This window comes from Demequina sp. NBRC 110053 (genome assembly GCF_002090095.1).
Lineage (GTDB): Bacteria > Actinomycetota > Actinomycetes > Actinomycetales > Demequinaceae > Demequina.
Genome location: NZ_BBRJ01000002.1, coordinates 998,340 through 1,023,347, shown reverse-complemented (window position 1 = coordinate 1,023,347; position 25,008 = coordinate 998,340). Strand labels below are relative to the sequence as shown.

At 70.4% G+C, this 25,008-nt stretch carries 32 protein-coding genes and 1 tRNA gene; 8 read left to right on the top strand and 25 right to left on the bottom strand.

Features of this window, described 5'->3' with window-relative positions; all coding sequences use genetic code 11:
* Window positions 1-28 precede the first annotated feature (28 nt).
* The gene (locus B7K22_RS04855; protein ID WP_084038843.1) at window positions 29-964 is read left to right on the top strand and encodes an alpha/beta fold hydrolase; all 936 of its coding nucleotides are present in this window, start codon (window positions 29-31) and stop codon (window positions 962-964) included.
* Between the two features lie 196 nt (window positions 965-1,160).
* Here B7K22_RS04855 and B7K22_RS04850 read toward each other — a convergent pair whose 3' ends face one another.
* On the bottom strand, window positions 1,161-1,871 hold the full coding sequence (locus B7K22_RS04850; RefSeq protein ID WP_084038841.1) for a fasciclin domain-containing protein: 711 nt from the start codon (window positions 1,869-1,871) through the stop codon (window positions 1,161-1,163).
* A gap of 369 nt (window positions 1,872-2,240) precedes the next feature.
* On the opposite strand from B7K22_RS04850, the gene B7K22_RS04845 reads away from it, so the two are divergent.
* Window positions 2,241-4,052, top strand: coding sequence for a cytochrome c biogenesis protein DipZ (locus B7K22_RS04845; RefSeq protein ID WP_084038839.1), 1,812 nt, complete (start codon window positions 2,241-2,243; stop codon window positions 4,050-4,052).
* A 58-nt stretch (window positions 4,053-4,110) separates the two neighbouring features.
* The gene (locus tag B7K22_RS04840; RefSeq protein WP_084038837.1) at window positions 4,111-4,290 is read left to right on the top strand and encodes a hypothetical protein; all 180 of its coding nucleotides are present in this window, start codon (window positions 4,111-4,113) and stop codon (window positions 4,288-4,290) included.
* Between the two features lie 10 nt (window positions 4,291-4,300).
* On the opposite strand, the gene B7K22_RS04835 is transcribed toward B7K22_RS04840, so the two are convergent.
* Window positions 4,301-5,131 carry a helix-turn-helix transcriptional regulator gene (locus B7K22_RS04835; protein WP_084038835.1) on the bottom strand — a complete coding sequence of 277 codons (831 nt, stop codon included), beginning with the start codon at window positions 5,129-5,131 and terminating at the stop codon, window positions 4,301-4,303.
* Between the two features lie 134 nt (window positions 5,132-5,265).
* On the opposite strand from B7K22_RS04835, the gene B7K22_RS04830 reads away from it, so the two are divergent.
* Window positions 5,266-6,210: an SDR family oxidoreductase gene (locus B7K22_RS04830; RefSeq protein ID WP_084038833.1), complete on the top strand. Its 945-nt coding sequence runs from the start codon at window positions 5,266-5,268 to the stop codon at window positions 6,208-6,210.
* A gap of 42 nt (window positions 6,211-6,252) precedes the next feature.
* Here B7K22_RS04830 and B7K22_RS12400 read toward each other — a convergent pair whose 3' ends face one another.
* The 9 genes from B7K22_RS12400 to B7K22_RS04790 form a co-directional block, all read right to left on the bottom strand.
* Entirely contained in the window at window positions 6,253-6,381 is a 129-nt protein-coding gene (locus B7K22_RS12400) for a hypothetical protein (RefSeq protein WP_255372166.1), read from the bottom strand.
* A 46-nt stretch (window positions 6,382-6,427) separates the two neighbouring features.
* Window positions 6,428-6,652, bottom strand: a complete 225-nt coding sequence (locus tag B7K22_RS04825; RefSeq protein WP_255372178.1) for a DUF6054 family protein — start codon at window positions 6,650-6,652, stop codon at window positions 6,428-6,430.
* A gap of 211 nt (window positions 6,653-6,863) precedes the next feature.
* A complete protein-coding gene (locus B7K22_RS04820) occupies window positions 6,864-7,223 on the bottom strand; it encodes an iron chaperone (RefSeq protein ID WP_234983314.1) in 360 nt (119 codons plus the stop codon).
* Window positions 7,220-7,627, bottom strand: a complete 408-nt coding sequence (locus B7K22_RS04815) for a DUF1801 domain-containing protein (protein ID WP_084038829.1) — start codon at window positions 7,625-7,627, stop codon at window positions 7,220-7,222. Before B7K22_RS04815 ends, B7K22_RS04820 begins: the two co-directional genes overlap by 4 nt.
* Window positions 7,628-7,665: 38 nt before the next feature.
* Window positions 7,666-7,738, bottom strand: a tRNA-Lys gene (locus B7K22_RS04810).
* Window positions 7,739-7,752: 14 nt separating this feature from the next.
* Complete coding sequence (locus B7K22_RS04805; protein WP_084038827.1) at window positions 7,753-8,229, bottom strand: VanZ family protein; 477 nt, start codon at window positions 8,227-8,229, stop codon at window positions 7,753-7,755.
* Between the two features lie 126 nt (window positions 8,230-8,355).
* Window positions 8,356-8,691 (bottom strand): DUF202 domain-containing protein, encoded by a 336-nt coding sequence (locus tag B7K22_RS04800; protein WP_084038825.1) that lies wholly within the window; start codon window positions 8,689-8,691, stop codon window positions 8,356-8,358.
* 13 nt (window positions 8,692-8,704) lie between these two features.
* Window positions 8,705-9,064 carry a YidH family protein gene (locus B7K22_RS04795; RefSeq protein ID WP_084038823.1) on the bottom strand — a complete coding sequence of 120 codons (360 nt, stop codon included), beginning with the start codon at window positions 9,062-9,064 and terminating at the stop codon, window positions 8,705-8,707.
* Between the two features lie 61 nt (window positions 9,065-9,125).
* The gene (locus tag B7K22_RS04790) at window positions 9,126-10,097 is read right to left on the bottom strand and encodes a phosphotransferase (protein ID WP_159448761.1); all 972 of its coding nucleotides are present in this window, start codon (window positions 10,095-10,097) and stop codon (window positions 9,126-9,128) included.
* Window positions 10,098-10,188: 91 nt separating this feature from the next.
* Here B7K22_RS04790 and B7K22_RS04785 point away from each other — a divergent pair, with 91 nt between their 5' ends.
* Window positions 10,189-10,467 (top strand): hypothetical protein, encoded by a 279-nt coding sequence (locus B7K22_RS04785; protein ID WP_084038819.1) that lies wholly within the window; start codon window positions 10,189-10,191, stop codon window positions 10,465-10,467.
* A 72-nt stretch (window positions 10,468-10,539) separates the two neighbouring features.
* Here the strand turns inward: B7K22_RS04785 and B7K22_RS04780 are convergent, their stop codons facing one another.
* Genes B7K22_RS04780 through B7K22_RS04770 form a run of 3 tightly spaced genes read right to left on the bottom strand, consistent with a single transcriptional unit; the run spans window position 10,540 to window position 12,488 of the window.
* Window positions 10,540-11,796 carry an RNA polymerase sigma factor gene (locus B7K22_RS04780; RefSeq protein WP_234983313.1) on the bottom strand — a complete coding sequence of 419 codons (1,257 nt, stop codon included), beginning with the start codon at window positions 11,794-11,796 and terminating at the stop codon, window positions 10,540-10,542.
* Window positions 11,797-12,141 carry a YciI family protein gene (locus B7K22_RS04775; RefSeq protein WP_234983312.1) on the bottom strand — a complete coding sequence of 115 codons (345 nt, stop codon included), beginning with the start codon at window positions 12,139-12,141 and terminating at the stop codon, window positions 11,797-11,799.
* On the bottom strand, window positions 12,138-12,488 hold the full coding sequence (locus B7K22_RS04770) for a YciI family protein (protein ID WP_084038817.1): 351 nt from the start codon (window positions 12,486-12,488) through the stop codon (window positions 12,138-12,140). The genes B7K22_RS04775 and B7K22_RS04770 overlap by 4 nt, the downstream gene beginning before the upstream one ends.
* Window positions 12,489-12,600: 112 nt before the next feature.
* Here B7K22_RS04770 and B7K22_RS04765 point away from each other — a divergent pair, with 112 nt between their 5' ends.
* Window positions 12,601-13,182, top strand: a complete 582-nt coding sequence (locus B7K22_RS04765; protein WP_084038815.1) for a DUF1349 domain-containing protein — start codon at window positions 12,601-12,603, stop codon at window positions 13,180-13,182.
* Window positions 13,183-13,186: 4 nt separating this feature from the next.
* Here the strand turns inward: B7K22_RS04765 and B7K22_RS04760 are convergent, their stop codons facing one another.
* From B7K22_RS04760 to B7K22_RS04720, 9 genes are all read right to left on the bottom strand, one after another.
* Window positions 13,187-13,828, bottom strand: a complete 642-nt coding sequence (locus B7K22_RS04760) for an NAD(P)H-dependent oxidoreductase (protein WP_084038813.1) — start codon at window positions 13,826-13,828, stop codon at window positions 13,187-13,189.
* Window positions 13,825-14,265 carry a MarR family winged helix-turn-helix transcriptional regulator gene (locus B7K22_RS04755; RefSeq protein ID WP_084038811.1) on the bottom strand — a complete coding sequence of 147 codons (441 nt, stop codon included), beginning with the start codon at window positions 14,263-14,265 and terminating at the stop codon, window positions 13,825-13,827. Before B7K22_RS04755 ends, B7K22_RS04760 begins: the two co-directional genes overlap by 4 nt.
* A 169-nt stretch (window positions 14,266-14,434) precedes the next feature.
* Complete coding sequence (locus tag B7K22_RS04750) at window positions 14,435-14,755, bottom strand: AzlD domain-containing protein (protein ID WP_084038809.1); 321 nt, start codon at window positions 14,753-14,755, stop codon at window positions 14,435-14,437.
* Window positions 14,752-15,525: an AzlC family ABC transporter permease gene (locus B7K22_RS04745; RefSeq protein ID WP_084038807.1), complete on the bottom strand. Its 774-nt coding sequence runs from the start codon at window positions 15,523-15,525 to the stop codon at window positions 14,752-14,754. The genes B7K22_RS04750 and B7K22_RS04745 overlap by 4 nt, the downstream gene beginning before the upstream one ends.
* Window positions 15,526-15,671: 146 nt before the next feature.
* Window positions 15,672-15,959, bottom strand: a complete 288-nt coding sequence (locus tag B7K22_RS04740) for a DUF1540 domain-containing protein (RefSeq protein ID WP_084039763.1) — start codon at window positions 15,957-15,959, stop codon at window positions 15,672-15,674.
* Window positions 15,960-16,221: 262 nt separating this feature from the next.
* On the bottom strand, window positions 16,222-16,980 hold the full coding sequence (locus B7K22_RS04735; RefSeq protein WP_084038805.1) for an ABC transporter ATP-binding protein: 759 nt from the start codon (window positions 16,978-16,980) through the stop codon (window positions 16,222-16,224).
* The gene (locus B7K22_RS04730) at window positions 16,977-18,005 is read right to left on the bottom strand and encodes an iron chelate uptake ABC transporter family permease subunit (RefSeq protein WP_084038803.1); all 1,029 of its coding nucleotides are present in this window, start codon (window positions 18,003-18,005) and stop codon (window positions 16,977-16,979) included. The genes B7K22_RS04735 and B7K22_RS04730 overlap by 4 nt, the downstream gene beginning before the upstream one ends.
* Window positions 17,992-18,972 carry an ABC transporter permease gene (locus B7K22_RS04725; protein WP_084038801.1) on the bottom strand — a complete coding sequence of 327 codons (981 nt, stop codon included), beginning with the start codon at window positions 18,970-18,972 and terminating at the stop codon, window positions 17,992-17,994. Before B7K22_RS04725 ends, B7K22_RS04730 begins: the two co-directional genes overlap by 14 nt.
* Window positions 18,973-18,975: 3 nt before the next feature.
* Window positions 18,976-19,998 carry a siderophore ABC transporter substrate-binding protein gene (locus B7K22_RS04720; protein WP_084038799.1) on the bottom strand — a complete coding sequence of 341 codons (1,023 nt, stop codon included), beginning with the start codon at window positions 19,996-19,998 and terminating at the stop codon, window positions 18,976-18,978.
* A gap of 361 nt (window positions 19,999-20,359) precedes the next feature.
* Between B7K22_RS04720 and msrB the strand changes: the two genes are divergently transcribed.
* Window positions 20,360-20,824, top strand: coding sequence for a peptide-methionine (R)-S-oxide reductase MsrB (gene msrB, locus B7K22_RS04715; protein ID WP_084038797.1), 465 nt, complete (start codon window positions 20,360-20,362; stop codon window positions 20,822-20,824).
* Between the two features lies 1 nt (window position 20,825).
* Window positions 20,826-21,455: a hypothetical protein gene (locus B7K22_RS04710; RefSeq protein ID WP_371327651.1), complete on the top strand. Its 630-nt coding sequence runs from the start codon at window positions 20,826-20,828 to the stop codon at window positions 21,453-21,455.
* A gap of 260 nt (window positions 21,456-21,715) precedes the next feature.
* Here B7K22_RS04710 and B7K22_RS04705 read toward each other — a convergent pair whose 3' ends face one another.
* Both B7K22_RS04705 and B7K22_RS04700 read right to left on the bottom strand, forming a co-directional pair.
* Complete coding sequence (locus B7K22_RS04705; RefSeq protein ID WP_084038795.1) at window positions 21,716-22,687, bottom strand: NUDIX domain-containing protein; 972 nt, start codon at window positions 22,685-22,687, stop codon at window positions 21,716-21,718.
* Window positions 22,684-24,993, bottom strand: coding sequence for an RNA degradosome polyphosphate kinase (locus B7K22_RS04700; protein WP_084039759.1), 2,310 nt, complete (start codon window positions 24,991-24,993; stop codon window positions 22,684-22,686). The genes B7K22_RS04705 and B7K22_RS04700 overlap by 4 nt, the downstream gene beginning before the upstream one ends.
* Between the last annotated feature and the right edge of the window lie 15 nt (window positions 24,994-25,008).

Here is a 25,008-nt window from a genome sequence, read left to right as displayed (position 1 = left end):
ATCCCATCCCACCCATAGAGGAGCAGTCATGCACGACACCACCATCCCCGAGCCGACCCTCATCGCCGTGAACGGCATCGACCTCGAGGTCGTCGAGGCCGGTCGCGAGAACGCGGGCAATCCCATCGTGCTGTGCCACGGCTGGCCGGACCTGATGCTCACCTGGCGCCGGCTTGTCCCCGAGCTGGTGGCCGCCGGCTATCACGTCATCGCGCCCAACCAGCGCGGCTTCGGGGCCACAACGGCGCCCGCCGACGTCGAGGCCTACGACATCGAGCACCTGTCAGGAGACCTGGTCGGGCTGCTCGATCACTACGGGTACGAGGACGCGGTCTTCGTCGGTCACGACTGGGGAGCCTTCGTCGTGTGGTCCACCGCTGTCCTGCATCCCGACCGGGTGAAGGGCGTCATCGCGATGGCCATGCCTTACCTGGAGCGGGGGAGCACCCCGTGGATCGAATGGATGGAAGCGGTGCTGGGGCCGGACTACTACTTCGTGCACTTCAACCGGCAGCCGGGAGTGGCCGACGCCGTCTTCGACGCGAACCCCCGCCAGTTTCTGCGCAACATGTACCGTGCCGACGCTCTCCCGCCCGAGCCCTCGGAAGGCATGGCACTCCTCGACCTGGCACGCGCAGCGCAGGTCGGCGGCGAGCCGCTCCTGAGCGAGGCGGAGCTCGAAGCGTACGCCTCGGCGTTCTCACGCTCTGGCTTCACCGGCGGCATCAATTGGTACCGCAACCTCGACCGCGACTGGCACCTGCTGGCGGAGGCGGACCCCATCATCCGCAAGCCAGCCCTCATGATCTACGGCGACCGGGACCCGATCGTGCGTTCGGAGAGGCTGCCGGAGCTGGTTCCGGGCATCGAGATCACGAGCATCGACGCCGGGCACTGGATCCACCTGGAGCAACCGCAGGAGACCGCCGCCACCGTCCTCGACTGGCTGGCGCGAAAGGGGTGAGAGGGCCGGTCTACCCGGCCCGCGCATCGGTGTTGCTCGCGAGACCCAGCGCGATGGACCGCTGAGCACGCCAACGGCCGCCGACGCCGTGGGGGGACAGACGTCGACGGCCGCGATGGCGCCGCGTTCGACCGAAGCCGGCGCCTAGCCTGTCGCCCGTCCGCTACTCAGCCTGCGGACGGACGACAGGAGCGTGTCACTCAGCCGGGGGCATGAGCACGGTGTCGACCAGGTAGACGGTCGCGTTGGCGGTCTGCACGCCGCCGCACAGGACGGTCGACTCGCCGTTCACGGTCAGCTCGTCGCCGGAACCGGTGACCTCGAGCTCGGCGCCGTTGACGGTGGTCCACGTGCCAGCGATCTCCGCGGGCTCCACCTGGCCCTCGACCACGTGGTAGGTCAGGATGGACGTCAGCAGATCGGCGTCGTCCTGCAGCGTGGCGATGGTGTCATCGTCGATCTTCGCGAACGCGTCGTCGACGGGCGCGAAGACGGTGAACTCGCCACCGTTGAGGGTGTCGACCAGGTCGACGCTCGCGTTGAGCTCGCCGCTGACGGCGGACACGAGGGTGGTGAGCATCGGGTTGTTGGACGCGGCCACCGCGACCGGGTCCTGCGACATGCCCTGGATCGAGCCGGCGCCATCAGGGACTGCGCTGTCGTAGTCCATGCAGGCCGGGCCCACGAGGTTGGCGTAGGGGTCCATCGCCATGGAGTCCTCCTCCATCGCGTCCTCCTCCATCGCGTCCTCGGTCATGGCGGGGTCAGCGGACTCCTCCATGGCGGGGGCCTCGGTGGTGGGGGTCTCCTCCATGGCGTCGTCCGACGCGCTGCAGGCGGACAGGGCCAGCGAGCCGGCGAATGCCAGCGCGATGCCCGTCGAGAACTTCGTCTTGCTGCTGAGCATGACTTCCTCCGTGTGTCACGGACCCGCATCTCGGGTCCTGGTGCAGCGCCCCGGTGGAGCGCTCGCCGCCTGTCGACGGCGTTCATAGTCGGGTTCGCCGGCTGCCGCCTGCCGGATTGGTGGACATCCCTGAGCTGGCCTGCGCACCGCCCAACACACACCTGGGACTCACGTGAGGCGTGGGACGCGTGGGCATCCCCACCCGCCCCTCCCGTCCCATCAGTCCCCGCTGTGTGGTGAGCGGCACGGCAGGCGGCGTCCGCAGCGCCGATGCGCGCGCTGGGCTCTCGCCCGCAGGCTCTGCCGGGCGGCTGGTCGCCAATCCGGGCCGGGTGCGCGGCCGAACCGATCGCAACAACGGAGGCAACCATGGAACTCGTACTGATCGGCCTGCTGGGCGGGCTCATCACCGGCATCTCGCCGTGCATCCTGCCGGTCCTGCCGGTGATCTTCCTCACGGGTGGCGCGCAGTCGGCGCGCATCCCGCAGGTCGATGCGATCGGCAGCGCCGCCCTGCGGACAGGCGTCGCGAGCGTGCCCGCCGCGCCGCGCTCGGGAGGCGCGACAGCGGTGGCGACCCGCGCATCGGCGCCCGCTCAGCCCTCCCGCTGGCGGCCGTTCCTCATGATCGCCGGCCTCGTCACGAGCTTCACCCTCGTGACGCTGGTGGGCTCCCTGGTGCTCGGGGCGCTCGGCCTTCCGCAGGACATCATCCGGTGGGTCGCGATGGCCGTCCTCGTCGCGATCGGCATCGGGCTGATCGTGCCCCGCTTCTCGCACGTGCTCGAGCGCGCCTTCACCTGGGTGCCCACCCGGCGGGTCGACAACAAGGGCAACGGGTTCGGGGTGGGGCTGGCTCTCGGCGCGGTGTTCGTGCCGTGTGCGGGGCCGGTGCTCGCGGCCATCATCGTCGCCGGCTCGACCGGGCAGATCGGGGTGGGGACCGTCGTGCTGACAGTGTCCTTCGCGATCGGCGTGGCCATCCCGCTGCTGGCCTTCGCCCTCGCGGGGCGCGGCGTCGCCGAGCGCGTCAAGGCGTTCCGCAGGCGTGAGCGGGGCCTCCGCATCGCTGCGGGCGTCGCGATGATCGCGCTCGCCATCGGGCTCGCGTTCAACCTTCCTCAGACGCTGCAGCGCCTGGTGCCCGACTACACCTCGCAGATCCAGCAGGACCTGACCGACACCGAGGAGGCGCAGGAGGCGCTCGCGCTCGGCGGGCTGATCAACGAGGAGAACGAGGATCTCGACCAGTGCACCAATGGCGCGACCGAGCTCGAGAGCTGCGGCACGGCGCCGTCGATCAAGGGCATCGAGGCGTGGTTCAACACGCCCAACGAGGAGGGCATCGACCTCCAGGACCTGCGGGGCGAGGTGGTGCTCATCGACTTCTGGGCGTACTCATGCATCAACTGCCAGCGCTCGATCCCGCACGTGGTCGCGTGGGACGAGGCGTACGGAGATCTGGGCCTCAACGTCATCGGCATCCACTCTCCCGAGTACGCCTTCGAGAAGGACGAGGGCAATGTGCGCGCGGGCGCCGAGGACTTCGGCATCACCTACCCGGTGGCGCTCGACAACAACCTGTCCACGTGGACCAACTACCGCAACCGCTACTGGCCGGCGCACTACCTGATCGATGCCGAGGGAACGGTGCGGCACATCGCGTTCGGTGAGGGCAACTACGAGGCGACCGAGGCGATGATCCGCGAGCTGCTGGTCGACGCCGATCCGGAGGTGTCGCTGCCGGGCGACACGGACGTGGAGGATGTGACGCCCGAGGCGGGATCGACCACCCAGGAGACGTTCCTGGGCACGTCGAAGGACGCGAACTTCGGCGGCGGGGTGCGCTATGCGCCCGGCGAGGGAACCTACGAACTTCCGGATGGCCAGCCGGCCGACTCGTTCGCGCTCGAAGGGGCGTGGCAGCTCGAGACGCAGTACGCCACGCCCGCGGCGGCCGATGCGCGGATCAGGCTGGACTTCCACGCCACCGAGGTGCGCATGGTGTTGGCGGGCTCCGGCACCGTGACCGTGTCGCTGGATGGTGGCGAGGCGCGCGAGATCGAGGTGGACGGGACGCCGCAGTCGTACGGGCTATTCGACGACCTCGACGGCGAGCAGCACGTGCTCGACGTGACGCTCTCCGAGGGGGTCGAGGCGTACTCCTTCACCTTCGGGTGAGCCCGGCAGGCGCTGGCGACTCGGGAATACCAGGAGCCTTTGGAGCGTCTCGGTGTGCATGAAGATCCTGCTGATCGTCGTCCTGATCGCCGCCATCGCCCTCGGGGTGATCGGCTTCCTCATCGAGGCGCTGCTGTGGCTCGCCGCGCTCGGTCTCGTGCTGTTCCTGGTGACGGCGGCGTACTGGTGGTTCAAGTACCGCTCGTCGCGCAGCAAGGACGTCGAGACGGCACGCTGACAGCACGGGTTCAGGCCGGTACGGCGCCCAGCATGCGCAGCTTCTCGTGGCTCTCGGTGCCCGGCGTCGCCGTGTAGGTGAGCAGGGACAGCGAGTGCTCCGGGTCGACGAGCGTCTGGCAGGTCAGTTCGAGCACCCCGAGCGAGGGGTGGACGAACCGCTTGGCTGATCGCGGCCGAATCCCCACCTCGTGCAGCTCCCACAGCTCGCGAAACTCGGCAGAACGGGCGAGCAGCTCCGCGGCCATCGCGTTCGCCCGGGATCGAGCGCCGCGGCGAGCCGAGACCTCGCGCAACCCTGATGTCCACAGATGCCCCAGGAACTCGTGCTGGTCGCCAGCGTAGATGTCGCGCGAGCTCGGGTCGTCGAACCACCGGTAGCCGATCGAGCGCGAGAAGCCTGAGTATCGGGTGAGGTCACCCACGAGCGCGACGCCGAGATCGTTCTGGAGCAGCGTCTCGCCCAGCTCCGTGACGATCTCCGCGGGGGTGTCCCGCAGGCGATCGAACACGCGCAGCATTCCGGGCGGCACGTGGTCGACTGAACCGGCCCGCGCGGGTGGCTCGTGGCCAGCGAGGCGGAACAGGTGGTCGCGCTCGGCGAGGCTCAGGTGCAGTCCCTGGGCGATCGCGGCGATGCTCTGCGCCGACGGGTGCGGTCCGCGCTGCTGCTCGATCCTCGTGTAGTAGTCGGCAGACAGGTGACTCAGGGAGGCCACCTCCTCGCGACGCAAGCCCGCCGTACGGCGGCGATGGGTGCGCGGCAGGCCCACGTCCTCCGGTTGCAGTGCCTCGCGGCGCAGCCGAAGGAACTCGGCCAGTCCCGATCTGTCGATAGCCATGCGCGCTCCTCTCAGGATCTTTCTACTCGCCGAGGGCCGACGTATCCACGGTCAGCTCGACCCTGGCTGAGCGCGGCGAGCGGCTGCACGCTGAACGCTGAACGCTCACGACACCACCACGAAGGAGCACCACCATGGCCCGCACCCCTCTCGACATCGAGATCCCCGACCTCGCCGGGAAGCGAGCGATCGTCACGGGAGCGAGCGACGGGATCGGTCTCGGCATCGCGGCCCGTCTCGCTGCCGCCGGCGCAGAGCTCGTCCTGCCCGTCCGCAATCGTGTCAAGGGCCAGGCTGCGATGGCGCACATCCTCGACGAGGCCCCGGATGCGGTCGTGTCGTTGCGCGACCTCGAGCTCTCCTCGCTGGACTCTGTGGCCGCCCTGGGGGAGCAGCTGCGCTCCGAGGGCGAGCCGGTCCACCTTCTGATCAACAACGCTGGCGTGATGACGCCGCCGGAGCGCCAGACCACCGCGGACGGGTTCGAGCTGCAGTGGGGCACCAACCATCTGGGTCACGTGGCGCTGGTCGCTCACCTGCTGCCGCTGCTGCGCGCGGGCCGGGCCCGCGTGACCTCGCAGGTGAGCATCGCCGCTTCCCGCGGCACCATCAACTGGGACGACCTGAACGGGGAGCGCTCCTACGACGGCATGCGCGCGTATCGTCAGTCCAAGATCGCGCTGGGCCTGTTCGCGCTCGAACTTGACCGTCGCAGCGCCGCCGCTGGCTGGGGCATCACCAGCAACCTGTCGCACCCGGGGGTTGCGCCCACGAGTCTGCTCTCCGCTCGCTCCGAGCTGGGACGCTCCACCGAGACCGGAGGGCGCCGGCTCATCGGCGCGATGGCGCGGCGCGGCATCCTCGTCGGCACGGCTCGCAGCGCCGGTCTTCCCGCACTGCTGGCAGCCGCATCGGCCGATGCGCGCGGCGGCGAGCTCTACGGACCCACCGGGCTTGGTCGGGTGGGCGGTGCGCCCGGCAGGCAGTCGCTGTACAAGCCGTTGCGCAGCGAAGCTGATGCCGGGCGGGTGTGGGAGGTCTCGCAGGAACTCGTGAACCTCACGTTCGCGGATGCGTGACGGCGGCGGAGCCTCACGTCGCGGAGACGGATGCGAGTGCGGTCAGGACTCTCCGTCCTTGCGGGCGTCCCTCATGCCGTCGCGCACCGCCGCGCGGACCAGGTGATAGAGCACGTACAGGAACACAGCGCCGAGCACGACGGAGAGCACGACCGCCAGCAGGGTTTCCATGGCTCGCATTGTCGTGGGGCATGAGCGCGGCGCGCAAGGGTGACCGTCACCCCGCGTCGAACGCGTCGAGCGCCTCGATGGCCCTGTCCATGAACGCCTGCTCGCCAAAGATGTTGAGCTTGAAGAACACCGCCTCACTGCCACCGGAGGTGGTCAGCGAGACCTCCATGCGGTCTCCGACCGCGAGGATGCTGACGGACAGCGACACTCGGTTGCTGCCCGTCATGCTGTAGCGCTCGTAGGCGCGCACGATCATGCGCGCGTCGCCCAGGCGCAGCTCGCCTGCATGCTAGATCGAAGCGGAGACCGACCCGCGGGTGATGGCCGCGTCGAGATGCCGCGCGAGCGCATCCGCCGAGCCGACGAGCGATCGGGTCTCATGCATGGTTGCCTCCCCCTGGCTGCAGTGCCGAGAGACGCCGTGCGGTGGACGCCAGGCGCTCGCGCCCAGCCTAGAGCGCGCCCCCCGCCGCCCAACGGCATTAGGCCACGAGCGTCGCCCGAGTTGCTTCCAGCAGACGTGCCAGCAGGTCATCAGGAATCGGCCGGGAAGGCGTGAACTTCACGCCCGTCTTCGAGAAGGCGAGGTTGGCATCTGCCAGCTCGCGCTCGCACTGTGCGATCGCATCCGCGGGCAGGTACACGCCGCAGCTCTTCGCGAATGCGGCATAGCCGACGACTGTCTTCTCGCCGATGCGGTAGCCCGGCATGCCGTATGCGACGGTTTCCTCGGCGTCGGGAAGCGCGGCCGCGATGCGCTCACGCAGATCGCGCAGTGCGGCTTGGAAGCGTTCGGGCGCTGCGGCGATGCAGTCGTCGTGAGAAGCCAAGTCGCCGGTCACGGCTGCGACAGCCCCTTGCGTGGTACCAGGCCACGATGAGTCCGGATGTGCTGGTAGTCCCACTGGATCTCGCGTGATGCCGCGAGCCAGAGCGCGAGCTGCTTGACGTCCACCTCGTCGACGCTCGAGTACCGCGCCTCCGCTGCCTTGAACGTGCCCCCCGGCGCGAGGCCGGGGAGGTCGAAGGACTGTCCGCTCCAGAACAGCAGGCGCACGGGGCCTTTGAGCTTGCTGTAGCCGACGATCGGATTGCCCTCGAGGAACCACACGGGGTGGGCGTGCCAGATCTTGCTCTCGGCGTCGGGCAGCGCGGCATCGATCTCGGTGGCGAGCAGGTCAGCGACGGACCGGAACGGAGGCTCGAGTGCGTCGTTGTACCGCGCGATGTCCGCGTGAATGGGCATGACCGAAGTGTCGCGGGCTGGAGAGCGCCGGTCAAGGGTGGGCCCCGTGGGGCTCGAACCCACGACCTACGGATTAAAAGTCCGCTGCTCTACCAACTGAGCTAGAGGCCCTTGCGCGAAGAATCCTACGCGCCGTCCACCGTCGGCCTGGAGCGACTCCGGGAGCTCGCTGCGGCGAGCGAGGCCGCGACGACGCCGCCCGCGAACGCTCCGGCTGCGTTGAGGATCACGTCGTCGACGTCGGCGACGCGGCCTACCGCGTACTGCGTCGCCTCGATGCCCACCGAGAGCAGCGCGCCGATGACGGTGGCGACCAGCACGCGGGTGAAGAAGCCAGCGCGGACGAGCAGCGCGACCAGCGCTCCCAGAGGCACGAACATGATCACGTTGCCCACGAGGTTGAGTCGCGGACCACCTGCTCCCGAGTGCAGCCCGCGATCGATCTCCGTGCCCGGCACGAGGTTGACGCCGCCCGTGCTGCCGGTCCCGCCTGCGCGCAGCTCCGGCACGACCGTCAGCCAGGCGATGACGGCGACGGTCGCGACCAGCGCGAGCCACAGCAGCGCCGTGCGCGCCGGGCTCGGCCGTCGGCCAGCGTCCATCACATCCTCCTGGGGGTCTCCTGCCCAACGGTCATGGTGCTCTCGCTGTTCCGGGCGTGCCTCGTCCCCACGCAAGGTACTCGACTGCACCAAGCCCCTCGCGCATCGGCGCTGCGCTGTCGCGCCTCACCAGGCGTCGATGACCACGTATCCCAGTCCCGCGAGCCCCAGCAGACCGCACGCGATGGCCAGCGCCGCGACAGGAACGCCCGGCGACGGCGCGAGGCCCGAGCCGTGCACGAGGCTCGCGACGGCACGGCGGTAGGCACGATTCGCAGCCACGTACGCGCCGAGGGCAACGGCCACGACGGCGAGACCGACCACCCATGACACGGGCCCGAGCGAGTCGGCGAACACGCGCGCGCCCGCAGCGCCGCCGGCGGCGATCGCGAGCGCGGTGCGACGCCACGACAGCAAGGTGCGCTCGGGCTGCAGCCCATGATCGAAGCGCACGGCGTTCATCCCTGCCACGCGCTCACAGGATCCACCCGATCAGCAGCAGTCCCGCCGCGGTGAACACTCCGGCGACGATCACCACGCCCAGCCCCGGTCCCGGCATGGGCGCGGCGAGCCGCATGGCACGCTCGGCCCGCATCCACCCCAGCCACGCTTGCGCCGCCGCGATGAGGCCCAGCACCCCGAACACCGTCGCGGCCGCCGCTCGCAGCCCCGGCTGGACGGGGAGGTCGAGCGCCTCCACGGCCACGCCAGCGGCGATCAGCGCGAGCGAGGTGCGCACCCACGCCAGGAAGGTGCGCTCGTTCGCCATCGAGAACCGTGGGTCGGGCTCGTCCCCGGTCGCGTAGACGGAGCGGGGGAAGCGGCGGTCGGGCATGGAGGGCTCCTTCCGAGGCGGGACCCTCACCATCGTGGCACGGCGCTCCCGGCTCCCCCTGTCACGCGGCGACGGTGACGCCCAGCGCCGCGAGTCCCCTCCACGCCATGGCGACGTTCAGGGGCCGGCCGAGGTTCGCCCACAGCAGGCACTTCTGCAGTGCGATCGCGTCCACACGAGCCTCGAGCCCAGGGTCGATGACACCGGTGGCCTCGCGGTAGGCCTCGATGGCCTGAAGCACGCCGGCCTGGGGCATCGCGGTGTACAGGAAGGCCAGATCCACCGCGCGGTCGCACGCGGCCATCTTGCCCCAGTCGATGATGCCGGCGAACTCCCCGCGGTCGCTCAGCAGGTTGGATCCGTGGAGGTCGGCGTGGGACCACACCTGCTCCGCGGGCTCGTGCGCCGCCAGACCCGCATCCCACATCGCCCGAGCTGCCGGCGCGTCGAGCAGGCGCCCCTCGTGGCCACCCCCGGCCTCGACGCGACCGAGCGCCCACATCGTCTCCGCGGTGCGCCCGGCGAACGGCAAGGACTGCTCGGGGTTGTGCCACGCATCCCCCGGCGCGGGGGCGTGGATCTGCGCGATCGCGCGGCCCACGTGCTGCCCGGCCGATGCGCCCAGCGGGTGGGCATCGGCCGTGTCGCCTGGAACCCAGGTCACCACGGCCCACGGCCACGGATAGCCCTCGCCGGGCTCTCCGCGGGCGATCACGTGCGGATAGGCGAAGGTCCAGTCATGGGCGAGCTCCGTCGTGCAGCGCACCTCGCGCTCGAGGGAGTCGACGGCGGACTCCACGCGGGGCAGCCGCACCCCGAGCGCGCCTCCCAACCGGAACATCGCCATGTCCCAACCATCGAACCGCTCGCCCAGCTCCTGGTCCGCGAACTGCGGCAGCTGCGAGTCGAGCAGGGCCCGAGCGGTCGTCTCCGAGATCGCGGGGTGCGCCGCGGGCGGGCCGGTGTCCAGCGGCGCGCCGCCGCGGGGCATCACGGTCGCCACTGCGTCCGCGCCCGCGCTGGCCTCGCTCATGGTCGCGACGCTAGCACCGCGTACCGGATGGATGGATCTGCCCGGTCGGAGCGTTGTCGCGAGTACGGCAACCGATGAAGGGAGCATGATCATGACCGATCACGCGCACCACGACGACAAGCCGCGCGACGACGACGCCGTCACCGACCAGGACAAGCCCATCGCGCTCGACAATGCGGACAGCCACCGACCCGACAGCGCTGGAGGTCCCAACCTGCAGTCGCCTCCGAAGGAGCCCGTGTCCGCCGAGGGGCGCGTCGCCAAGGGCGGCAACCAGAACCCGGACGCCAAGCAGCCGCCGGACTCGCAGATCCACAAGCAGCAGCGCAGCCAGGGCATGAACCACTCCGGCTGGGAGGGCCAGGGCTGACACGAGCCCGCTAACGAGACGACGCTGACGCGACCGCTCGAGCGCCCGTCACCGCGGGCGACCGAGCGGGCGTCAGTGCCCGGCCCTGCCCTTCAGGAACTCGCGCTCAGCCGGGTTCTCCGTCAGCTCAGCGGCCGTCGCGAAGGCGGCCCGCGCATCGGCCGTCCGTCCCAGCCGGTCGAGCAGCGTCGCCCTCGTCGCGTGCCACAGGTGATAGCGCTCGAGCGGCAACCCGTCGACCAGCGCCAGCGCGGCCTCTGGCCCGCGCACCTCCGCGAGCGCCACCGCGCGGTTCAGCTCGACGACGGCGGTGGGGGTGAGGGCGAACAGCTGGTCGTACAGAGCGAGGATCTGCGGCCAGTCGGTGTCCTCGAACCGTGCGGCGTCGCCGTGCACCGCCGCGATCGCCGCCTGGACCTGGTATGGGCCCGGCCGCCCGCGCCGCACGCAGTCGAGCATGAGCGCCTGGCCCTCGGCGATGAGTGCGCCGTCCCACAGCGTGCGGTCCTGGTCGGCGAGGAGCACCACGGCGCCGTCAGCATCGAAGCGTGCCGGTCGGCGCGCCTCGGTGAGCAGCATCAGCGCGAGCAGGCCAGCGGTCTCGGGCTCGGGCAGCAGCGCATGCACGGTGCGCGTCAAGCGGATCGCCTCGCGTGCGAGATCGGGCCGCGTCGCGTCCGTGGTCCCCGCGTACCCCTCGTTGAACACCAGATAGAGGACGGCGAGCGCGCTGTCGAGGCGGGCCGGGAGCTCCTCGCGCGACGGAACCCGGTAGGGGATGTTCGCCGCCGCGATCTTGCGCTTGGCGCGCGTGAGGCGCTGCGCCATCGTGGTCTCAGGGACCAGGAAGGCCCGCGCGATGTCCCGAGTCTCGAGGCCCGCGATGAGGCGCAGTGTGAGCGCCACTCGCGCCTCCATCCCCAGCGCCGGGTGGCAGCAGGTGAAGATCAGACGGAGCTGGTCGTCGGCGACCGGCTGGTCGATCGCCTCCGCGACGGCCGATGCGGGATCGGCCTGGGTGCCGTCGTCCCCCTCGATGACGGCGCGGCCGCGATAGCGCGACTCCCTCGTCGCCTCGCGGCGAACCACGTCGATGGCGCGGTTGCGGGCGGTGGTGATGATCCAGGCCGCCGGGTTGGGCGGCACGCCGTCGCGGGGCCACGCCTCGAGCGCGCGCACGAACGCGTCCTGCACCGCCTCCTGCGCCGCGTCGATGTCGCCGAGCATGCGCACCAGCGTGGCGACGGCCTTGCCCGACTCCTCCCGGAACACCCGGGCGACGTGCGCGTGCGCGCCCCCCGGCGCGTCCGGCGCCGCGTCGACCGCCACCTACGGCCCCGCTGTCGGTCGGACCTCGACCGGCGCGCCCGTCGCATCGGCCACCCGCGCGGCCCAGCTGTGCGCGGCGTCGTCGTCCGCGACGTCGATCACCCACACCCCCGCGATGTGCTCCCGTGTCTCGAGGTAGGGCCCGTCGGTGACCAGCGCATCGGCCGTGACCACCCTCGCCTGGCCCGCCGGAGCGAGCCCAAGGCCGAACACCCACGCGCCCGCGTCGCGCAGGTCCGCGTCGAGCGCGCCCACGCGCCGGGCGAACTCCGCCATGCGCTCGTCGCTGGGCGCCGGCGCGTCGATGGTGTCGTGGACGCTGAGCATGTAGCGCGGCACGGTCACTCCCCCTGGAACGGGCGCACCTCGACCGGGCCCTGGCAGGCCGCCGACGCCTGCGCCGCCCACTCCAGCGCGGTGTCGAGGTCGGGCAGATTCAGCACCCAGAAGCCGCCGATGCGCTCGCGGGCCTCCGCGAAGGGGCCATCCGTGGTGAGCGTCTCGCCCTCGCGGACGTGGACGGTGGTGGCGGTGCTCGGCTCCTCGAGGCCGCCGGCGAACACGTAGATCCCGGCCTCCTGCGCCCGCTCGTTGAACGCGGCGGTGTCCCGGAACATCTTCTGGACATCCGCGTCGCTGTCGAACAGCGGCTTGGAGTAGTCGTGGTGAACGCTGAACAGGTACTCGGTCATGATGTCCTCTCTCGAAGCGGGCCGTCCCCGCTCTCACCCTCTCCACGAACGGGGCGCCACGGATTCGACACTAGGGGCGGACGCGGTGCGACGCGCGCCGTAGCCTGGGCGCATGGATCTGAGCACGCTGCTCGACGACGGCGCATGGACGACGCCCCCGGTGTCCGCGCGGATGGATGACTCGCGCCTGGTGGTGGAGGCGCGTGAGGAGTCGGACGCGTGGCGCACCACGTCCTACGGGTTCGTGCACGACGATGCGCACGCCCTGCTCGCGCCACTCGGATCGGCGGAGGCGGTGGAGGTGAGCTTCCTTCTCGACTTCGACCAGCAGTTCGACCAGGCCGGGGTGATGATCCGCGTGGACGAGGAGACGTGGATCAAGGCGGGCGTCGAGGTCTCCGACGGGCTGCCGCAGGTGGGCGCCGTCGTCACCCGCGGGGCGTCCGACTGGTCCGTCGCGCCCGTGCCCGAATGGCGCGATCGCGAGGTGACCGTGCGCGCCTCCCGCTCGGGTGATGCGGTCACCGTTCGCGCTCGCGTCGAGGACGAGCCGTGGCGGCTGGTGCGCGTGGCGCCCCTGGTGCCTGGGGCCGATGCGCGGGCTGGGCTGTTCTGCTGCGCACCCACGCGGGCGGGGTTGCGGGTGACGTTCACGGCTCACCGCCGCGGCGAGCCCGACGGCTCGCTGCACTGACGGCTCAGCGAGCAGCGGCCGTGCGCGCGGCCGTCACCGTGGATCCGCGTGCGGCATCCGCTGCGCCGTGCCTGCCCAGCGCGGCGATCGCCCGCTCGAGCCGCGCGCGATCGGCATGCTTGACGTCCGGGATCCGGGTCACGCCGATGGTCTTGACGCCCACGTACCACAGCGTGGCGACCCGCACCGAGCGCACCGCGGCGTCGCGGTACATCCACCAGTTCCACCAGCGCGGCGAGTCCATCGTCATGACGATCCGCGCAGTCCTTCCCGTGAGCAGCTTGGTCCAGCTCTGGCCGTCCGTGGGTGCGAAGCTCGAGCCGGACAGGATGACGCGGTCGATCCACGCCTTGAACGCCGCCGGATAGGTGCCCCACCACTGCGGGAAGAACAGTGCCAGGTGGTCGGCGGCCAGCAGCCGCTCCACGTGGGGCGCGATCACGGGGTCGAGGTCGGGGTCTGCGGGGGTGCGGGGGGCGCGCAGGTCGGCGCGCGTCGCAGGATGGTCCGGAACGGGCTCGGCGGCAAGGTCGAGGACGTCCACCTCCGCGCCGGTGACGCGGGCCGCGTCTGCATAGGAGCGGGCGAGGGCGTGCGTGAGGGAACCCGCCAACGGCGAGCCGACGACCACGAGGATGCGGCTCATGCCCGGCCGCCCTTCTCGCGCAGGATGGCGACCAGGGTGTTGAGCTGCGCGTTGAGCACCGCAGCATCGATGGCGGCGGCGCGCGGGTCGGCGAGCATGGCCGTGAAGTGCTGGTCGAGGTCGCGGCCCGCGCGATCGACCAGATCGCGAGCACGCTCGGTGAGGCTCAGCATGACGCGGCGCCCGTGGGCGGGGTCGCCAGCGGTCGTGATCCAGCCCTCGGCGACCAGCGCAGGCACACGCTTGGAGACGGCCGCCTTCGTCACGCCCAGGCAGCGCGCGAGGGTGGTGATGTCGGTGGGTTCGACGTCAGCGCACGTGGCGAGGAACACGAATGTGGGGCCAGTGACGCCGTATCGGTCGCGCAGCACTTCGTCGGCCGAGGCGTCGATCTCGGAGACGAGCTCGTGGAGCGTGAAGGTCAGCTTGTCGGACATGTCAACGAGTTAACACTGTGCGCTCCGCACTTGTCAACCCGTTGACACGGTGGCTTGCTGGCGCCGATGCGCGGTCGGGGCCGCATGCCTCGTGACCGGATGCTCGTGCTGGCAGGGCCGGCGGCCGGCGCGCTCTCGCGCGGGGACCGGCGGGCGAGCGCGGGCCCGCCTACAGTCCGGCGAGCAGGAGGGCGGCGAAGGACAGGGCGCCCAGCGACAGCGTCCAGCCCATCGAGCGCTTCCACAGCGCGACCGCCACGGCCACGATGGCGGCGAGGTGCCACGCGCCGAACGCGCGCCACTCGCCGGCGTCCAGGAACAGCGAGTTGGCGACGATAGCCGCCATGGCGGCGGGCGCCACGAGCGAGAGCGCCTTGCGCACGCGCGGCGGCAGGTCGCGGTCGCCGCCCAGGAGCACGATGCCCGAGATGCGGATCAGGTAGGTCCCGATGGCCGCGAGCGTGAACACGATGAAGGCCGTGAGCGTCATGGGTCGCCCGCCTCGGGAACGGCCTGCGGCGGGACCTCGCCTCGCGGGCGACGCGGTCGTTCCGGCACCAAGGACCCCAGTGCGAAGCCGGTGAGCGCTCCCGCGAGGACGTTGAGCCCATACGGAAGGTCCTTGAGCGCCAGCACGACCGCGACGGAGATGCCGGCCGCGGCGACCGACGGCCACGCGCGCAGTCCCGGGACCAGCACGGCGATGAACATCAGCGGCACGATGAACCCGATCTGCCAGGACTCGGGGATGACCGGTCCCAGCACCACGCCCGCCGCAGTGCCCAGGATCCACACGCCCACGAACGGTCCGGAGACGCCCAGGATGAACCACCGCCGGCGCACCGGGTCGGGCCAGCGCTCGGCCTCGAAGCTCGAGACGGCGGCCGACTGGTCGGTCATGAGATACGCGAGCGCGAGCCGCCAGCGCAGCGGGAAGGGCGCGAAGATCGGCGCGAGCGCCGCCGAGTACAGGGCCAGGCGAGCGTTGATGACGAGCGCGGTGACGATGGCGATGATCGCGGGCGCGCCCTGGCGCAGCGCCTCGACGATCGCGATTTGGCTCGCGCCCGCGGTCACGGTGGAGCTCGCGTACGGAGCCAGCCAGCCCGGCAGCCCCACGACCTGGACGAGGGCGCCGAAGGCCATGCCGAACACCACCGCCCCCGGCATGAGGGGCGCGATCGCCCGGGTGCCCGTCCAGAGGTCCGCCCACTGCTCAGGGGCCACGCCGAGCCGGGTCCGGGGCGGGGGCGTGGTCACCGCGCCAGTCTGTCACGGCGCGCGGGGGCCACTGTCGGTGCAAGCGGCCTGAGCGTGCGTCCCGCTGCGGTGTGCGCACCTCGCAGACGACATGACGAAGCCCCGACCTGCCGCGGGGCGAGCCGGGGCTCCGAGCTGAGTGCTGCCTAACGGGCCTCGAACGTGAGGCAGTCGGCCGTGTCGAACGACGCGCCCACCTCGATCGCCTCGGCGGTGCAGGACATGTCCTGGTTGTACCTGCACTCGGTGCGGGTGCAGGCGCCCACGCCGGCGTGGTCCGCATTGCCGCCCTTGCGGTCGGTCTCGACGAACGTCGAGCAGTGACCGTGGTCGCCCGACACGTTGATGGCGCCGGCACGGCAGCCGTCGTGGTTGTAGCCGCAGGTCTCGACCGAGCAGGACGAGACGATCGGCAGCGAGATCATGGTGGCCATGGTGCCCTCCTGCAGTCGTCGGTTGCTGACCACTCGAGAATACGTCCGAAATGGCTCCCTGTCACATTAAAGAATAAAAGTACGCGACGCTTTCATATAGATTTACGAAACCTCATTGTTCCGCAAAGGCGACCCTTGCTGGCTGTCTACCAGGCATGTTGGTGCTCGCTCAGGATTAAGCGCACGTCATCGCTCGTTATTCTGATCGGTGGCGCGCCGCGCCGTCGCCGCGCCGTCGAGAGTCCTGAGCTCGTGAGTGCGATCAGCGGTAGTAGGCGGCCACGCGATCGCCGTCGAGCTCGTGCACGCGAAAGCGCATGCCGTACACGGCTTCGAGGGCGTCCTCCGCGATCACGAGAGAGGGCGGGCCATCCTGGATCACCGCCCCGTCGCGCATCGCGATGATCCTGTCCGAGTACGCGCTCGCGTAGTTGACATCGTGGAGGACCAGCACGATGGACTTGCCGCGCTCGTCCGCGAGCCGCCGCAGCAGCCGCATGAGGGCCGTCGCGTGCACCATGTCGAGGTTGTTCAGCGGCTCGTCGAGCAGCACGTAGTGGGTGTCCTGCGCCAGCACCATCGCGACGTAGGCGCGCTGGCGCTGTCCGCCGGACAGCTGATGGATGGGTCGCTCCGCGAGATCCGTGAGGTCGCAATAGGCCAGCGCCTCCGCCACGGCGGCGCGGCACTCCGGGGTGAGCCGGCCGTGGGAGTGCGGGAATCGCCCGAACTCGACGAGCTCGCGCACCGTGATGCGCGCGGTGGTGTGGTGCTCCTGGCGCAGGATGGACAGGATGGTCGCGACCGCACGGCTGGGCGCGTTCAGCACGTCCACGCCGTCGGCGGTCACGCCGCCGGCATCGGCGCCGAGGATGCGCGAGGCGAGAGACAGCAGCGTCGACTTGCCCGCCCCGTTGGGCCCGATGATCGAGGTGACCCCCGCATCGGCGATCTCCAGGCTGACCGCGTCGACGACGGTCGCGGGGCCGTAGGACTTGGTGAGCGCGTCGAGGGTGATCACGAGCGGGCCTCCTTGACCAGCAGCGCGATGAAGTACACGCCGCCCACGAGGTTGATGATGGATCCGAGGGTGCCATTGAAGTCGAGCACGTGCTCGAGCAGCGCCTGCCCGAGCGTGAGCGCGGCGACGGCGATGAGCGACGCCGCCACGAGGTTGACCGCATGGCGATGGGTACGGGTGAGCTGATAGGCGAGGTTCGCCACCAGGAGCCCGAGGAAGACGATGGGTCCCACGAGCGCCGTCGACACCGCCACCAGCAGCGCGATGATGACCAGCAGGCGCGTGGCCGTGCGCCGGTGGTCGATGCCCAGCGCGATCGCCTTCTCGCGTCCCAGCGACAGGACGTCCAAGGTGTGGCGCATCCTGAACGCGGCGAACGAGCCCGCCAGCAGCACGACGGCCGCGATGCCCAGCACGGTGGTGTCCAGGCGGTTGAAGCTCGCGAGGAGCTCGTCCATGAGCACGGCGAACTCGTTGGGGTTCATCACCCGGAACATGAACGACGCGAACGAGCTGAACAGCGTGCCAGCGATGACGCCCACGAGCACCAGCGTGTACAGGCCGCGCGACTGGTCGGACAGGACCCAGCGGTAGAGCAGCGTCGCGCCGACCACCAGCAAGCCAGTGCTGAGCCCGAACATCGCGAGGTCGGGTATCTGCGCCACCCCGCGACTGCCGAGGACGAACACCAGCGTGGTCGCGAGGAGCACGTACAGGGCGTCGAAGCCCATGATCGACGGCGTCAGGATGCGGTTCTGGGTGAGGGTCTGAAACACCACGGTCGACACTGCGACGGCGATTCCCACCACGGCCAGGGCGGCGACCTGCTCGAGGCGGCGCGGCAGCGCGAAGTCCCAGTGTCCGCCCACGTCCCAGGTGAGGAACAGGGTCACGGAGGCGGCGAGGACGAGCGACAGGGCCGTGAGGACGATGGTCACTCGTGACAGGCGCCGATGCGCGGGCGCGGCCCTGGACGCTCCGGTCGCCTGGGTGACGGGGTCGACGGAGACGTCAGGTGGTGGCATAGCGGTTGCCCTTCCGCATCACCATGGCGAGGAACACCGCCGAGCCGACGACGCCCACGATGAGGCCCATGGAGATCTCATACGGGAAGATCAGCACGCGTCCCACGATGTCGCACACCAGCACCAGCGAGGCTCCCACGAGCGCGGTCACGGGCAGCACGCGCCTGAGGTTGTCGCCCAGGACGAGCGTGACGATGTTGGGGACGATCAGCCCGAGGAAGGGGATCGCGCCGACGGTCACGACCACCACGGCTGTCGCCAGCGCCGCGATGCCGAGGCCGCCGGACATCACCAGCCGGTAGTTGACGCCGATGTTCGTGGCGAAGGCCTCGCCCATGCCGGCCGCCGTGAAGCGGTTGGCGAAGAGGTAGGCGCCCGCCGCGGCCAGCCCTGCGAGCCACAGCGTCTCGTAACGTCCCTCGATGATGCCCGAGAAGTCCGCGTTGAACCATGTGTCGAGTGCCTGGGTGAGGCCCGCGCGGAAGGCGAAGAACTCCGCGCCGGCGCGGTACACCCCGGCCAGCACCAGCCCGAGCAGCGGCACGAGGATCATGTCCTTGAACTGGATGCGCTGGGTCAGCAGCACGAACAGCGCGGTGCCAGCGAGCGCGAAGACCAGCGCGATGGCGACCTTGGTGATCACCGCGGCGCCAGTGAACAGCAGCGTCGCGACCAGCAGGCCGACGGCGGCCGCGTCCACGGTGCCGGCGGTCGTGGGCGCTACGAACCGGTTCTGCGCGAGGTGCTGCATGATCAGGCCGGCGACCGCCATGGAGGCGCCGGCCAAGATCAGCGCCGCCGTGCGCGGCAGGCGGCTGGTGAGGATCAGCTCCCGGGCCTCGGGGCCGTCGAGCGCACCCAGGTCGATGACGCCGATCGCCATCGACACTGCGCCGAGCACGACGACGAGCGCGACCGCCGCCCAGGGGGCGACGGCCGCGACGGTGTCAGGTGTGGGACGGCGCATGCGTCACTCGACGATGGAGTCGACCTCGTCGATCATGTCATTCACAGCGGTGAGGCCGCCGAACGCCAGGTACCACTTCGAGGTGTCGACGTACACGACCTTGTCGTTCTGGACGGCGCTCGTGCCATTGACGAGGTCGTTGTCGAGGATCGCCTGCGCTGACTCGCCCTCCTCGCCGATCGCCGCGTCGCGGTCGAGCACGATGAGCAGCTCGGGGTCGGTCTCCGCGAGGAACTCGAACGAGACCGCGTCACCGTGGGTGTCGATCGCGACCTGCTCGGCGGCGGGCGTCACGCCCAGGATGTTGTAGACGAAGTCGAAGCGCCCCTCCTCGGACGGGCCGTAGGCCGAGACCTCGCCGCCGCTGGTGAGCACCACGAGTCCGGTGCCGTCGTCTGCCGCCTGCGCCGCGACGGCGTCAGCCTTGGCCTGCAGGTCCTGAAGCGCCGCGCCGGCCTGGTCCTCGAGGCCGAACACCTGCCCGAGCGCGAGGGTGTTGGCGCTCATCGAGTCGAGGAACGCCTGCGAGCCCCAGTCATACGTGATGTTGAGCGTCGGGGCGATCTCCTCCATGGACTCCTCCTGATCGTAGGAGCGGCCGCCGACGATGATCAGCTCGGGCTCGAGGGCGTTGATGGCCTCGGTGTCGAACTCGAAGAGGTTGCCGACGCTCTCAGCGCTGTCCGCGTACTGCGCGAGGTGCGTGGGCGCGGGAGTGCCGGCAGGGATGCCGACCACGCGGTCGCCCAGGCCCAGCGCGTCGAGGGTGTCGAGCGCCGCGTAGTCGAGCACCACGATGGACTGCGGGTCGTAGGGCACGGTGTCCTCGCCGCCGTACGTGGTGGTGACGGTGACCTCGGTGGGCGCTTCGGCGGAGGGGCTCTCGTCGACGACCTGGGCGAGGTCGTCGCTCCCGGGGGTGGCCGAACTGGTCTCCTCGGGCTCGGTCTCGGTGGCGCAGGCGGCGAGCGCGAAGGCGGTGACCGCGATCAGTGCGGGCACGCGCAGCGTGGTGGCGGAAGGCATGGATTCTCCAGGTGATGGTGTGTTCGATGACCGCGACGTCGCATGCGGTTCGCTCAGCGGGGAACCGCGCGGGATTTACGGTAGCGTCAAGTGACGAAAAAGCCAACGGTCTCGCCGAAACTGCCGCCAATCGGCGACTACCAGGAGCGACGAGTACCGGCCGAGAGCTCCGAGCCGGCGCATCGGCGGAACCCAGGGAACAAAACGCCCCCTGCCTGCGTCAGACACAGTGAACCTGCAACGGCGGGAAGCCGCGCAGAGCTTCGACGACAGCACGCGGCGCCCGGTCCATCCCCCCTCAGCGGACCGGGCGTCGCGTGTTGTGGTGGCCCGTATTCTGGGCAGGACGAGAGGAGCGGCCATGAGCGATCGCATCACCAAGACGGAAGCCGAGTGGCGTGAGCAGCTGAGCCCCGAGGAGTTCCACGTGCTGCGCGAGGCCGGCACGGAGCGCGCCTGGACCGGCGAGCTGCTCGACAACAAGCGCGACGGTGTCTACCGCTGCCGCGCGTGCGGTGCCGAGCTGTTCCGCTCCGACACGAAGTTCGACTCGCACTGCGGGTGGCCATCCTTCTTCACGGCCGAGAACGACGCGGTCGTCCTGTCGGAGGACCTCTCGCTCGGGATGATCCGCACCGAGGTGCGCTGCGCCACGTGCGACTCGCACCTGGGCCACGTGTTCCCCGATGCGCCGCAGACCCCCACCGGCGACCGCTACTGCATCAACTCCGTCTCCCTCACCTTCGAAGGGGCCGATGCGCCTGCCGGGCCGGGTGAGGACCCCCGCGAGGCAGCAGGGGCGGACGCCGAGACCACGGACTCCTGACGTGGCCGAGCCGCGCTTCCGGCGCCCCGCCATGCTCGACATGGAGGAGGCCGAGCAGATCGAGGGGGACATCGACCCCGCCGATCGCGCCCTCATCGCACACGAGACCGCGCTCGCGCTCGTGTCTCAGGCGCGCTCGTCGTCCGATCCCACGCTGACGGCACGCCTGGTGCGGCTGGTCGACGAGGAGGGCATCGACACGGTCGCGATGCTGTGGTCCAAGGCCGGCGCGCACACCCTGCCCGGTGCTCTGTGGCGCATCTACATGCTGCGCGAGTGGGTCAAGCACGACGCAGAAGCGGTGGCGCGCTCCTATCACCACGGCGTCCATGCCGCGCATGTGCGCCACGCGATCGCGGGTGTCGAGGACCCGCCCGGTCCCACCGAGGTGCGCGCGCTCGCGGACTCCGTGCTGTCCGGCGTGTTCTCGGGTGACCTGGCGGTCGCCCTCGAGCGCGCAGGAGCCTTCTGCCGCGTGGTGGCCACGGGCGCCGCCTACGAGGCCGAGTCCGACGACGGTCACAACGACCGCCGCGCGCATCAGACCGCGCTGCGGGCCGCCCAGCTGCTGCGCACCGGCGAGGACCTCGAGCGCTGCGCCACGATGTGGCGCGAGGACCGCCTGGACTGAGACCGAGGCGACGCGGCAGCGAGAGCGGATGACCGCATCGTCCCTCACCGCGTGCCCGCGTGGCGCGCGAATGGGGCCCAACTCGCTCGTCTAAGCGTCTAGCTGCGCGAGTTGGGCCCATTTCGCGCCTCTGGAGTGGAGGCGTACAGTGGTTGGGGACATCGGACTGCGGTAGCCCCGGGCTCCAACATCAGCCGCCTCGAGCGGCCTTCGCGCCGACTGGCGCTCCCAGTCCGATGTCCTTCTTCTCCGGCGTGGCGCTACGGGTGAACCTGCAGCAGATGCGTCTCGATGGCCGTGACGCGCGGGCCGGACTCCGTGTCCAGCACGTGGGCCACGAGCACCCCGCCGGCCGGGAGGTACGGATTCTTGCGAGGGAGGGCGCCGCGCGTGTAGGGCCTCGTCGCTGCTCGGATCATCTCGACGATCGTTGGCAGGGTGGGCCGGTGCGCGCACACGACGTGACCCGTGGGCCGCTCGAGCAGCTTCACGAACGTCTTCGCAGTCGCGAGCGGGTTCGACGCATGGCCAGGCTCGGTGAGCGGGTCGTAGGTCTTGATGTCGAGGTCGGCGGCGGCGGCGTAGGGCTCGACGGTCGCCATGCAACGACGGGCGGGCGAGGAGGATACGCGGCGCGCCCCGAAGGCTGCGAACAGCGGCACCAGCTGGCCGGCGCGCGACTGGCCGGCTGACGTGAGGGGGCGCTCGATGTCCTCGCCGTCCCACGCCTTGCGGCGCTTGGCCCGCGCGTGCCGGGCGAGGACGAAGGCGCGCGTGTCGAGCCGGTCGTTCTCGAACGCCTCCACCAGCACCTCGAGGGGCCGCAGATCGTCCCGGAAGGTGATCTTGCGGCGTGCCTCGGCGACGGTCAGCCAGCGGGTCTTGTCGATCTCGTGCTTGGACGCGTCCTTGACCCGAGGCCGGGCCGCGACGGCACCGGACGACGACGAAGCGACCTGCGCCGCCCAGTACTTGACCACCTTGGTCTTGCCGCCGGCGGGATATCGCAGGGTCGGCAGCGGCTGGCCGAGGACCACCTGCTTGCCGGTCTCCTCGGCGACCTCCCTGATCGCGCACGCAGGCAGCGTCTCACCCGTGTTGAGCTTTCCCTTGGGCCACGACCAGTCGTCGTAGCGGGGGCGGTGCACGGCGAGGACCTGGAGCTGGCCGTCGCGGATGCGCCACACCAAGGCGCCGGCCGCGATGACGGTGCCGGGTGGGTAGCGCCTCACTTGCGCTTGGCCCTCCGCTTGGGCTGGCGCTTGATGTAGGTGGCCTGGAGGTCCTTGAGCCGAGTGCCGTCCTCGGCGGTGTCGCTGCGCGTCCACGCGCCGTCCGAGCCCAGCTCCCATCCGATGTAGTCCGGGGACATCGCCATCGAGATGTTGTTCAGCAGGAACTCGCGCTGCTGCTCGGAGGCGATGGTGATGAGGGTCTCGATCCGGCGGTCGAGGTTGCGGTGCATGAGGTCGGCAGAGCCGATGAACACCTCGGGGTCGCCGCCGTTCGCGAACGCGTAGACCCGTGAGTGCTCGAGGAATCGTCCCAGGATGGATCGGACCCTGATGTTCTCGCTGAGGCCCTCGACGCCCGGGCGCAGCGCACAGATGCCGCGCACCACGAGGTCCACCTTCACCCCGGCCCTCGACGCGCGGTACAGGGCATCGATGGTCTTCTCGTCGACGATGGAGTTGACCTTGATCCTGACCCAGGCCTCCTCGCCAGCGCGGGCGCGCTCGGCCTCGGCCTCGATGCGCTGGATCAGCCCCAGCCGCACGCCGGTGGGCGCGACGATGAGGCGGCGGAAGCGCGCCTTGGGCGCGTAACCCGAGAGCTGGTTGAAGAGCTTGGTGAGGTCGGCACCCACCGCATCGTCCCTGGTGAGCAGCCCGTAGTCCTCGTACAGCCGCGCCGTCTTGGGGTGGTAGTTGCCGGTGCCGACATGGCAGTAGCGCACCAGCCCCTCGTCCTCCTGGCGCACCACGAGCGACAGCTTGCAGTGCGTCTTGAGACCCACCAGGCCGTACACCACGTGCACCCCGGCCTTCTCGAGCTTGCGCGCCCAGGAGATGTTCTGCTGCTCATCGAAGCGGGCCTTGATCTCGACTAGCGCGAGCACCTGCTTGCCGTTGCGTGCGGCCTCGATCAGGGCGTCCACGATGGGGCTGTCGCCCGAGGTGCGGTAGAGCGTCTGCTTGATGGCGAGCACCCGGGGATCCGTGGCCGCCTGGGCGAGGAACGCCTGCACCGAGGTGGAGAAGGAGTCGTACGGGTGGTGCAGCAGGATGTCGCCGCGGCTGATCGCGTCGAAGACGTTCTGCTCATCGGCTGTCTCGACGGGCGCGAGCTGGTGGTGCGTCGTGGGCCGGAATGCCGGGAACTGCAGCCGCGGGCGGTCGAGGTCAGCGATGACGTTGAGGCCGGTGAGGTCCAGCGGAGCGGGCAGGTGGAAGGCGTCGTGCTCGGTGATGCCCAGCTCGCGCACCAGCAGGTCGCGGACGTTGCTCGGCAGGTCCTGCGCCACCTCGAGGCGGACGGCTGGCCCGAACCGACGGCGCAGCAGCTCCCGCTCCATTGCCTTCAGCAGGTTCTCGGCATCGTCCTCCTCGACCTCGACGTCCTCGTTGCGGGTGACGCGGAAGGTGTAGCTCGACATCACCTCCATGCCGGGGAAGAGGTAGTCGAGGTGCTCGGCGATGACGTCCTCGAGCGGCACGAACGAGCGCGGCTCATCGGACAGGGCCGATGCGTCGGTCACCTGGGCGGCGTGACCCGCCGAGTCGACGGACAGGAAGCGCGGAAGGGTCTCCGGGACCTTCACCCTGGCGAAGAACTGCTTGCCGGAGTCGGGGTCGCGCAGCTCGACCGCGAGGTTGAGCGAGAGTCCAGAGATGTAGGGGAAGGGGTGCGCGGGGTCGACGGCAAGGGGAGTGAGCACCGGGAAGATGTCCGAGCGATAGAGCTTGCGCAGGCGCTCGCGCTCGTCCTCCTCGAGGTCTCCGATGTGCACCAGATGGATGCCCTGCTCTTGGAGCTGCGGTCGGACCGAGTCCTCGAACACGTCCGCGTGGCGGTCCATGAGTTGGTGTGCGCGCTCGGTCAGCGCCTCGACCAGACGGGTCGGGCTCATGCCGGTCGCGCTGGGCACCGCGAAGCCGGCGGCGATGCGCCGCTTGAGTCCCGCGACGCGCACCATGAAGAACTCGTCGAGGTTCGAGGCGAAGATCGCGAGGAACCTCGCGCGCTCGAGCAGCGGCGTCTCCTCGTCCTCCGCGAGCTCGAGCACCCGTTCGTTGAAGGCCAGCCACGACAGCTCGCGGTCGAGGTAGCGGTCCTCGGGGAGCTCGTCGCCGTCGAGCTGATCGTCGTCGTGGTGGTCCTCGAAGGGTGGCGTCTGCACACTGAGCTCCGCCGCGATCGCGGCGGGGCTCGCCGGCTCCTCCGGGCGCGCGGCCGCATCTGCCGAGGGCAGCGGCGCGGGCTGGGTCTGGTCGAGGTCCTCGGGGATGACGCTCTCGGTGCGGGTGCCGTCGTGCATGTGCCCATCGTGGCA

Excerpts from the sequence above, each read along its gene's own strand:
- B7K22_RS04855 (WP_084038843.1), top strand. The coding sequence starts at position 29 with ATGCACGACACCACCATCCCCGAGCCGACCCTCATCGCCGTGAACGGC.
- B7K22_RS04850 (WP_084038841.1), bottom strand. The coding sequence starts at position 1,871 with ATGCTCAGCAGCAAGACGAAGTTCTCGACGGGCATCGCGCTGGCATTC.
- B7K22_RS04845 (WP_084038839.1), top strand. The coding sequence starts at position 2,241 with ATGGAACTCGTACTGATCGGCCTGCTGGGCGGGCTCATCACCGGCATC.
- B7K22_RS04840 (WP_084038837.1), top strand. The coding sequence starts at position 4,111 with ATGAAGATCCTGCTGATCGTCGTCCTGATCGCCGCCATCGCCCTCGGG.
- B7K22_RS04835 (WP_084038835.1), bottom strand. The coding sequence starts at position 5,131 with ATGGCTATCGACAGATCGGGACTGGCCGAGTTCCTTCGGCTGCGCCGC.
- B7K22_RS04830 (WP_084038833.1), top strand. The coding sequence starts at position 5,266 with ATGGCCCGCACCCCTCTCGACATCGAGATCCCCGACCTCGCCGGGAAG.
- B7K22_RS12400 (WP_255372166.1), bottom strand. The coding sequence starts at position 6,381 with ATGGAAACCCTGCTGGCGGTCGTGCTCTCCGTCGTGCTCGGCGCTGTG.
- B7K22_RS04815 (WP_084038829.1), bottom strand. The coding sequence starts at position 7,627 with ATGCCCATTCACGCGGACATCGCGCGGTACAACGACGCACTCGAGCCT.
- B7K22_RS04805 (WP_084038827.1), bottom strand. The coding sequence starts at position 8,229 with ATGGACGCTGGCCGACGGCCGAGCCCGGCGCGCACGGCGCTGCTGTGG.
- B7K22_RS04800 (WP_084038825.1), bottom strand. The coding sequence starts at position 8,691 with ATGAACGCCGTGCGCTTCGATCATGGGCTGCAGCCCGAGCGCACCTTG.
- B7K22_RS04795 (WP_084038823.1), bottom strand. The coding sequence starts at position 9,064 with ATGCCCGACCGCCGCTTCCCCCGCTCCGTCTACGCGACCGGGGACGAG.
- B7K22_RS04790 (WP_159448761.1), bottom strand. The coding sequence starts at position 10,097 with ATGAGCGAGGCCAGCGCGGGCGCGGACGCAGTGGCGACCGTGATGCCC.
- B7K22_RS04785 (WP_084038819.1), top strand. The coding sequence starts at position 10,189 with ATGACCGATCACGCGCACCACGACGACAAGCCGCGCGACGACGACGCC.
- B7K22_RS04770 (WP_084038817.1), bottom strand. The coding sequence starts at position 12,488 with ATGACCGAGTACCTGTTCAGCGTTCACCACGACTACTCCAAGCCGCTG.
- B7K22_RS04765 (WP_084038815.1), top strand. The coding sequence starts at position 12,601 with ATGGATCTGAGCACGCTGCTCGACGACGGCGCATGGACGACGCCCCCG.
- B7K22_RS04760 (WP_084038813.1), bottom strand. The coding sequence starts at position 13,828 with ATGAGCCGCATCCTCGTGGTCGTCGGCTCGCCGTTGGCGGGTTCCCTC.
- B7K22_RS04755 (WP_084038811.1), bottom strand. The coding sequence starts at position 14,265 with ATGTCCGACAAGCTGACCTTCACGCTCCACGAGCTCGTCTCCGAGATC.
- B7K22_RS04750 (WP_084038809.1), bottom strand. The coding sequence starts at position 14,755 with ATGACGCTCACGGCCTTCATCGTGTTCACGCTCGCGGCCATCGGGACC.
- B7K22_RS04740 (WP_084039763.1), bottom strand. The coding sequence starts at position 15,959 with ATGGCCACCATGATCTCGCTGCCGATCGTCTCGTCCTGCTCGGTCGAG.
- B7K22_RS04730 (WP_084038803.1), bottom strand. The coding sequence starts at position 18,005 with ATGCCACCACCTGACGTCTCCGTCGACCCCGTCACCCAGGCGACCGGA.
- B7K22_RS04725 (WP_084038801.1), bottom strand. The coding sequence starts at position 18,972 with ATGCGCCGTCCCACACCTGACACCGTCGCGGCCGTCGCCCCCTGGGCG.
- B7K22_RS04720 (WP_084038799.1), bottom strand. The coding sequence starts at position 19,998 with ATGCCTTCCGCCACCACGCTGCGCGTGCCCGCACTGATCGCGGTCACC.
- msrB (WP_084038797.1), top strand. The coding sequence starts at position 20,360 with ATGAGCGATCGCATCACCAAGACGGAAGCCGAGTGGCGTGAGCAGCTG.
- B7K22_RS04700 (WP_084039759.1), bottom strand. The coding sequence starts at position 24,993 with ATGCACGACGGCACCCGCACCGAGAGCGTCATCCCCGAGGACCTCGAC.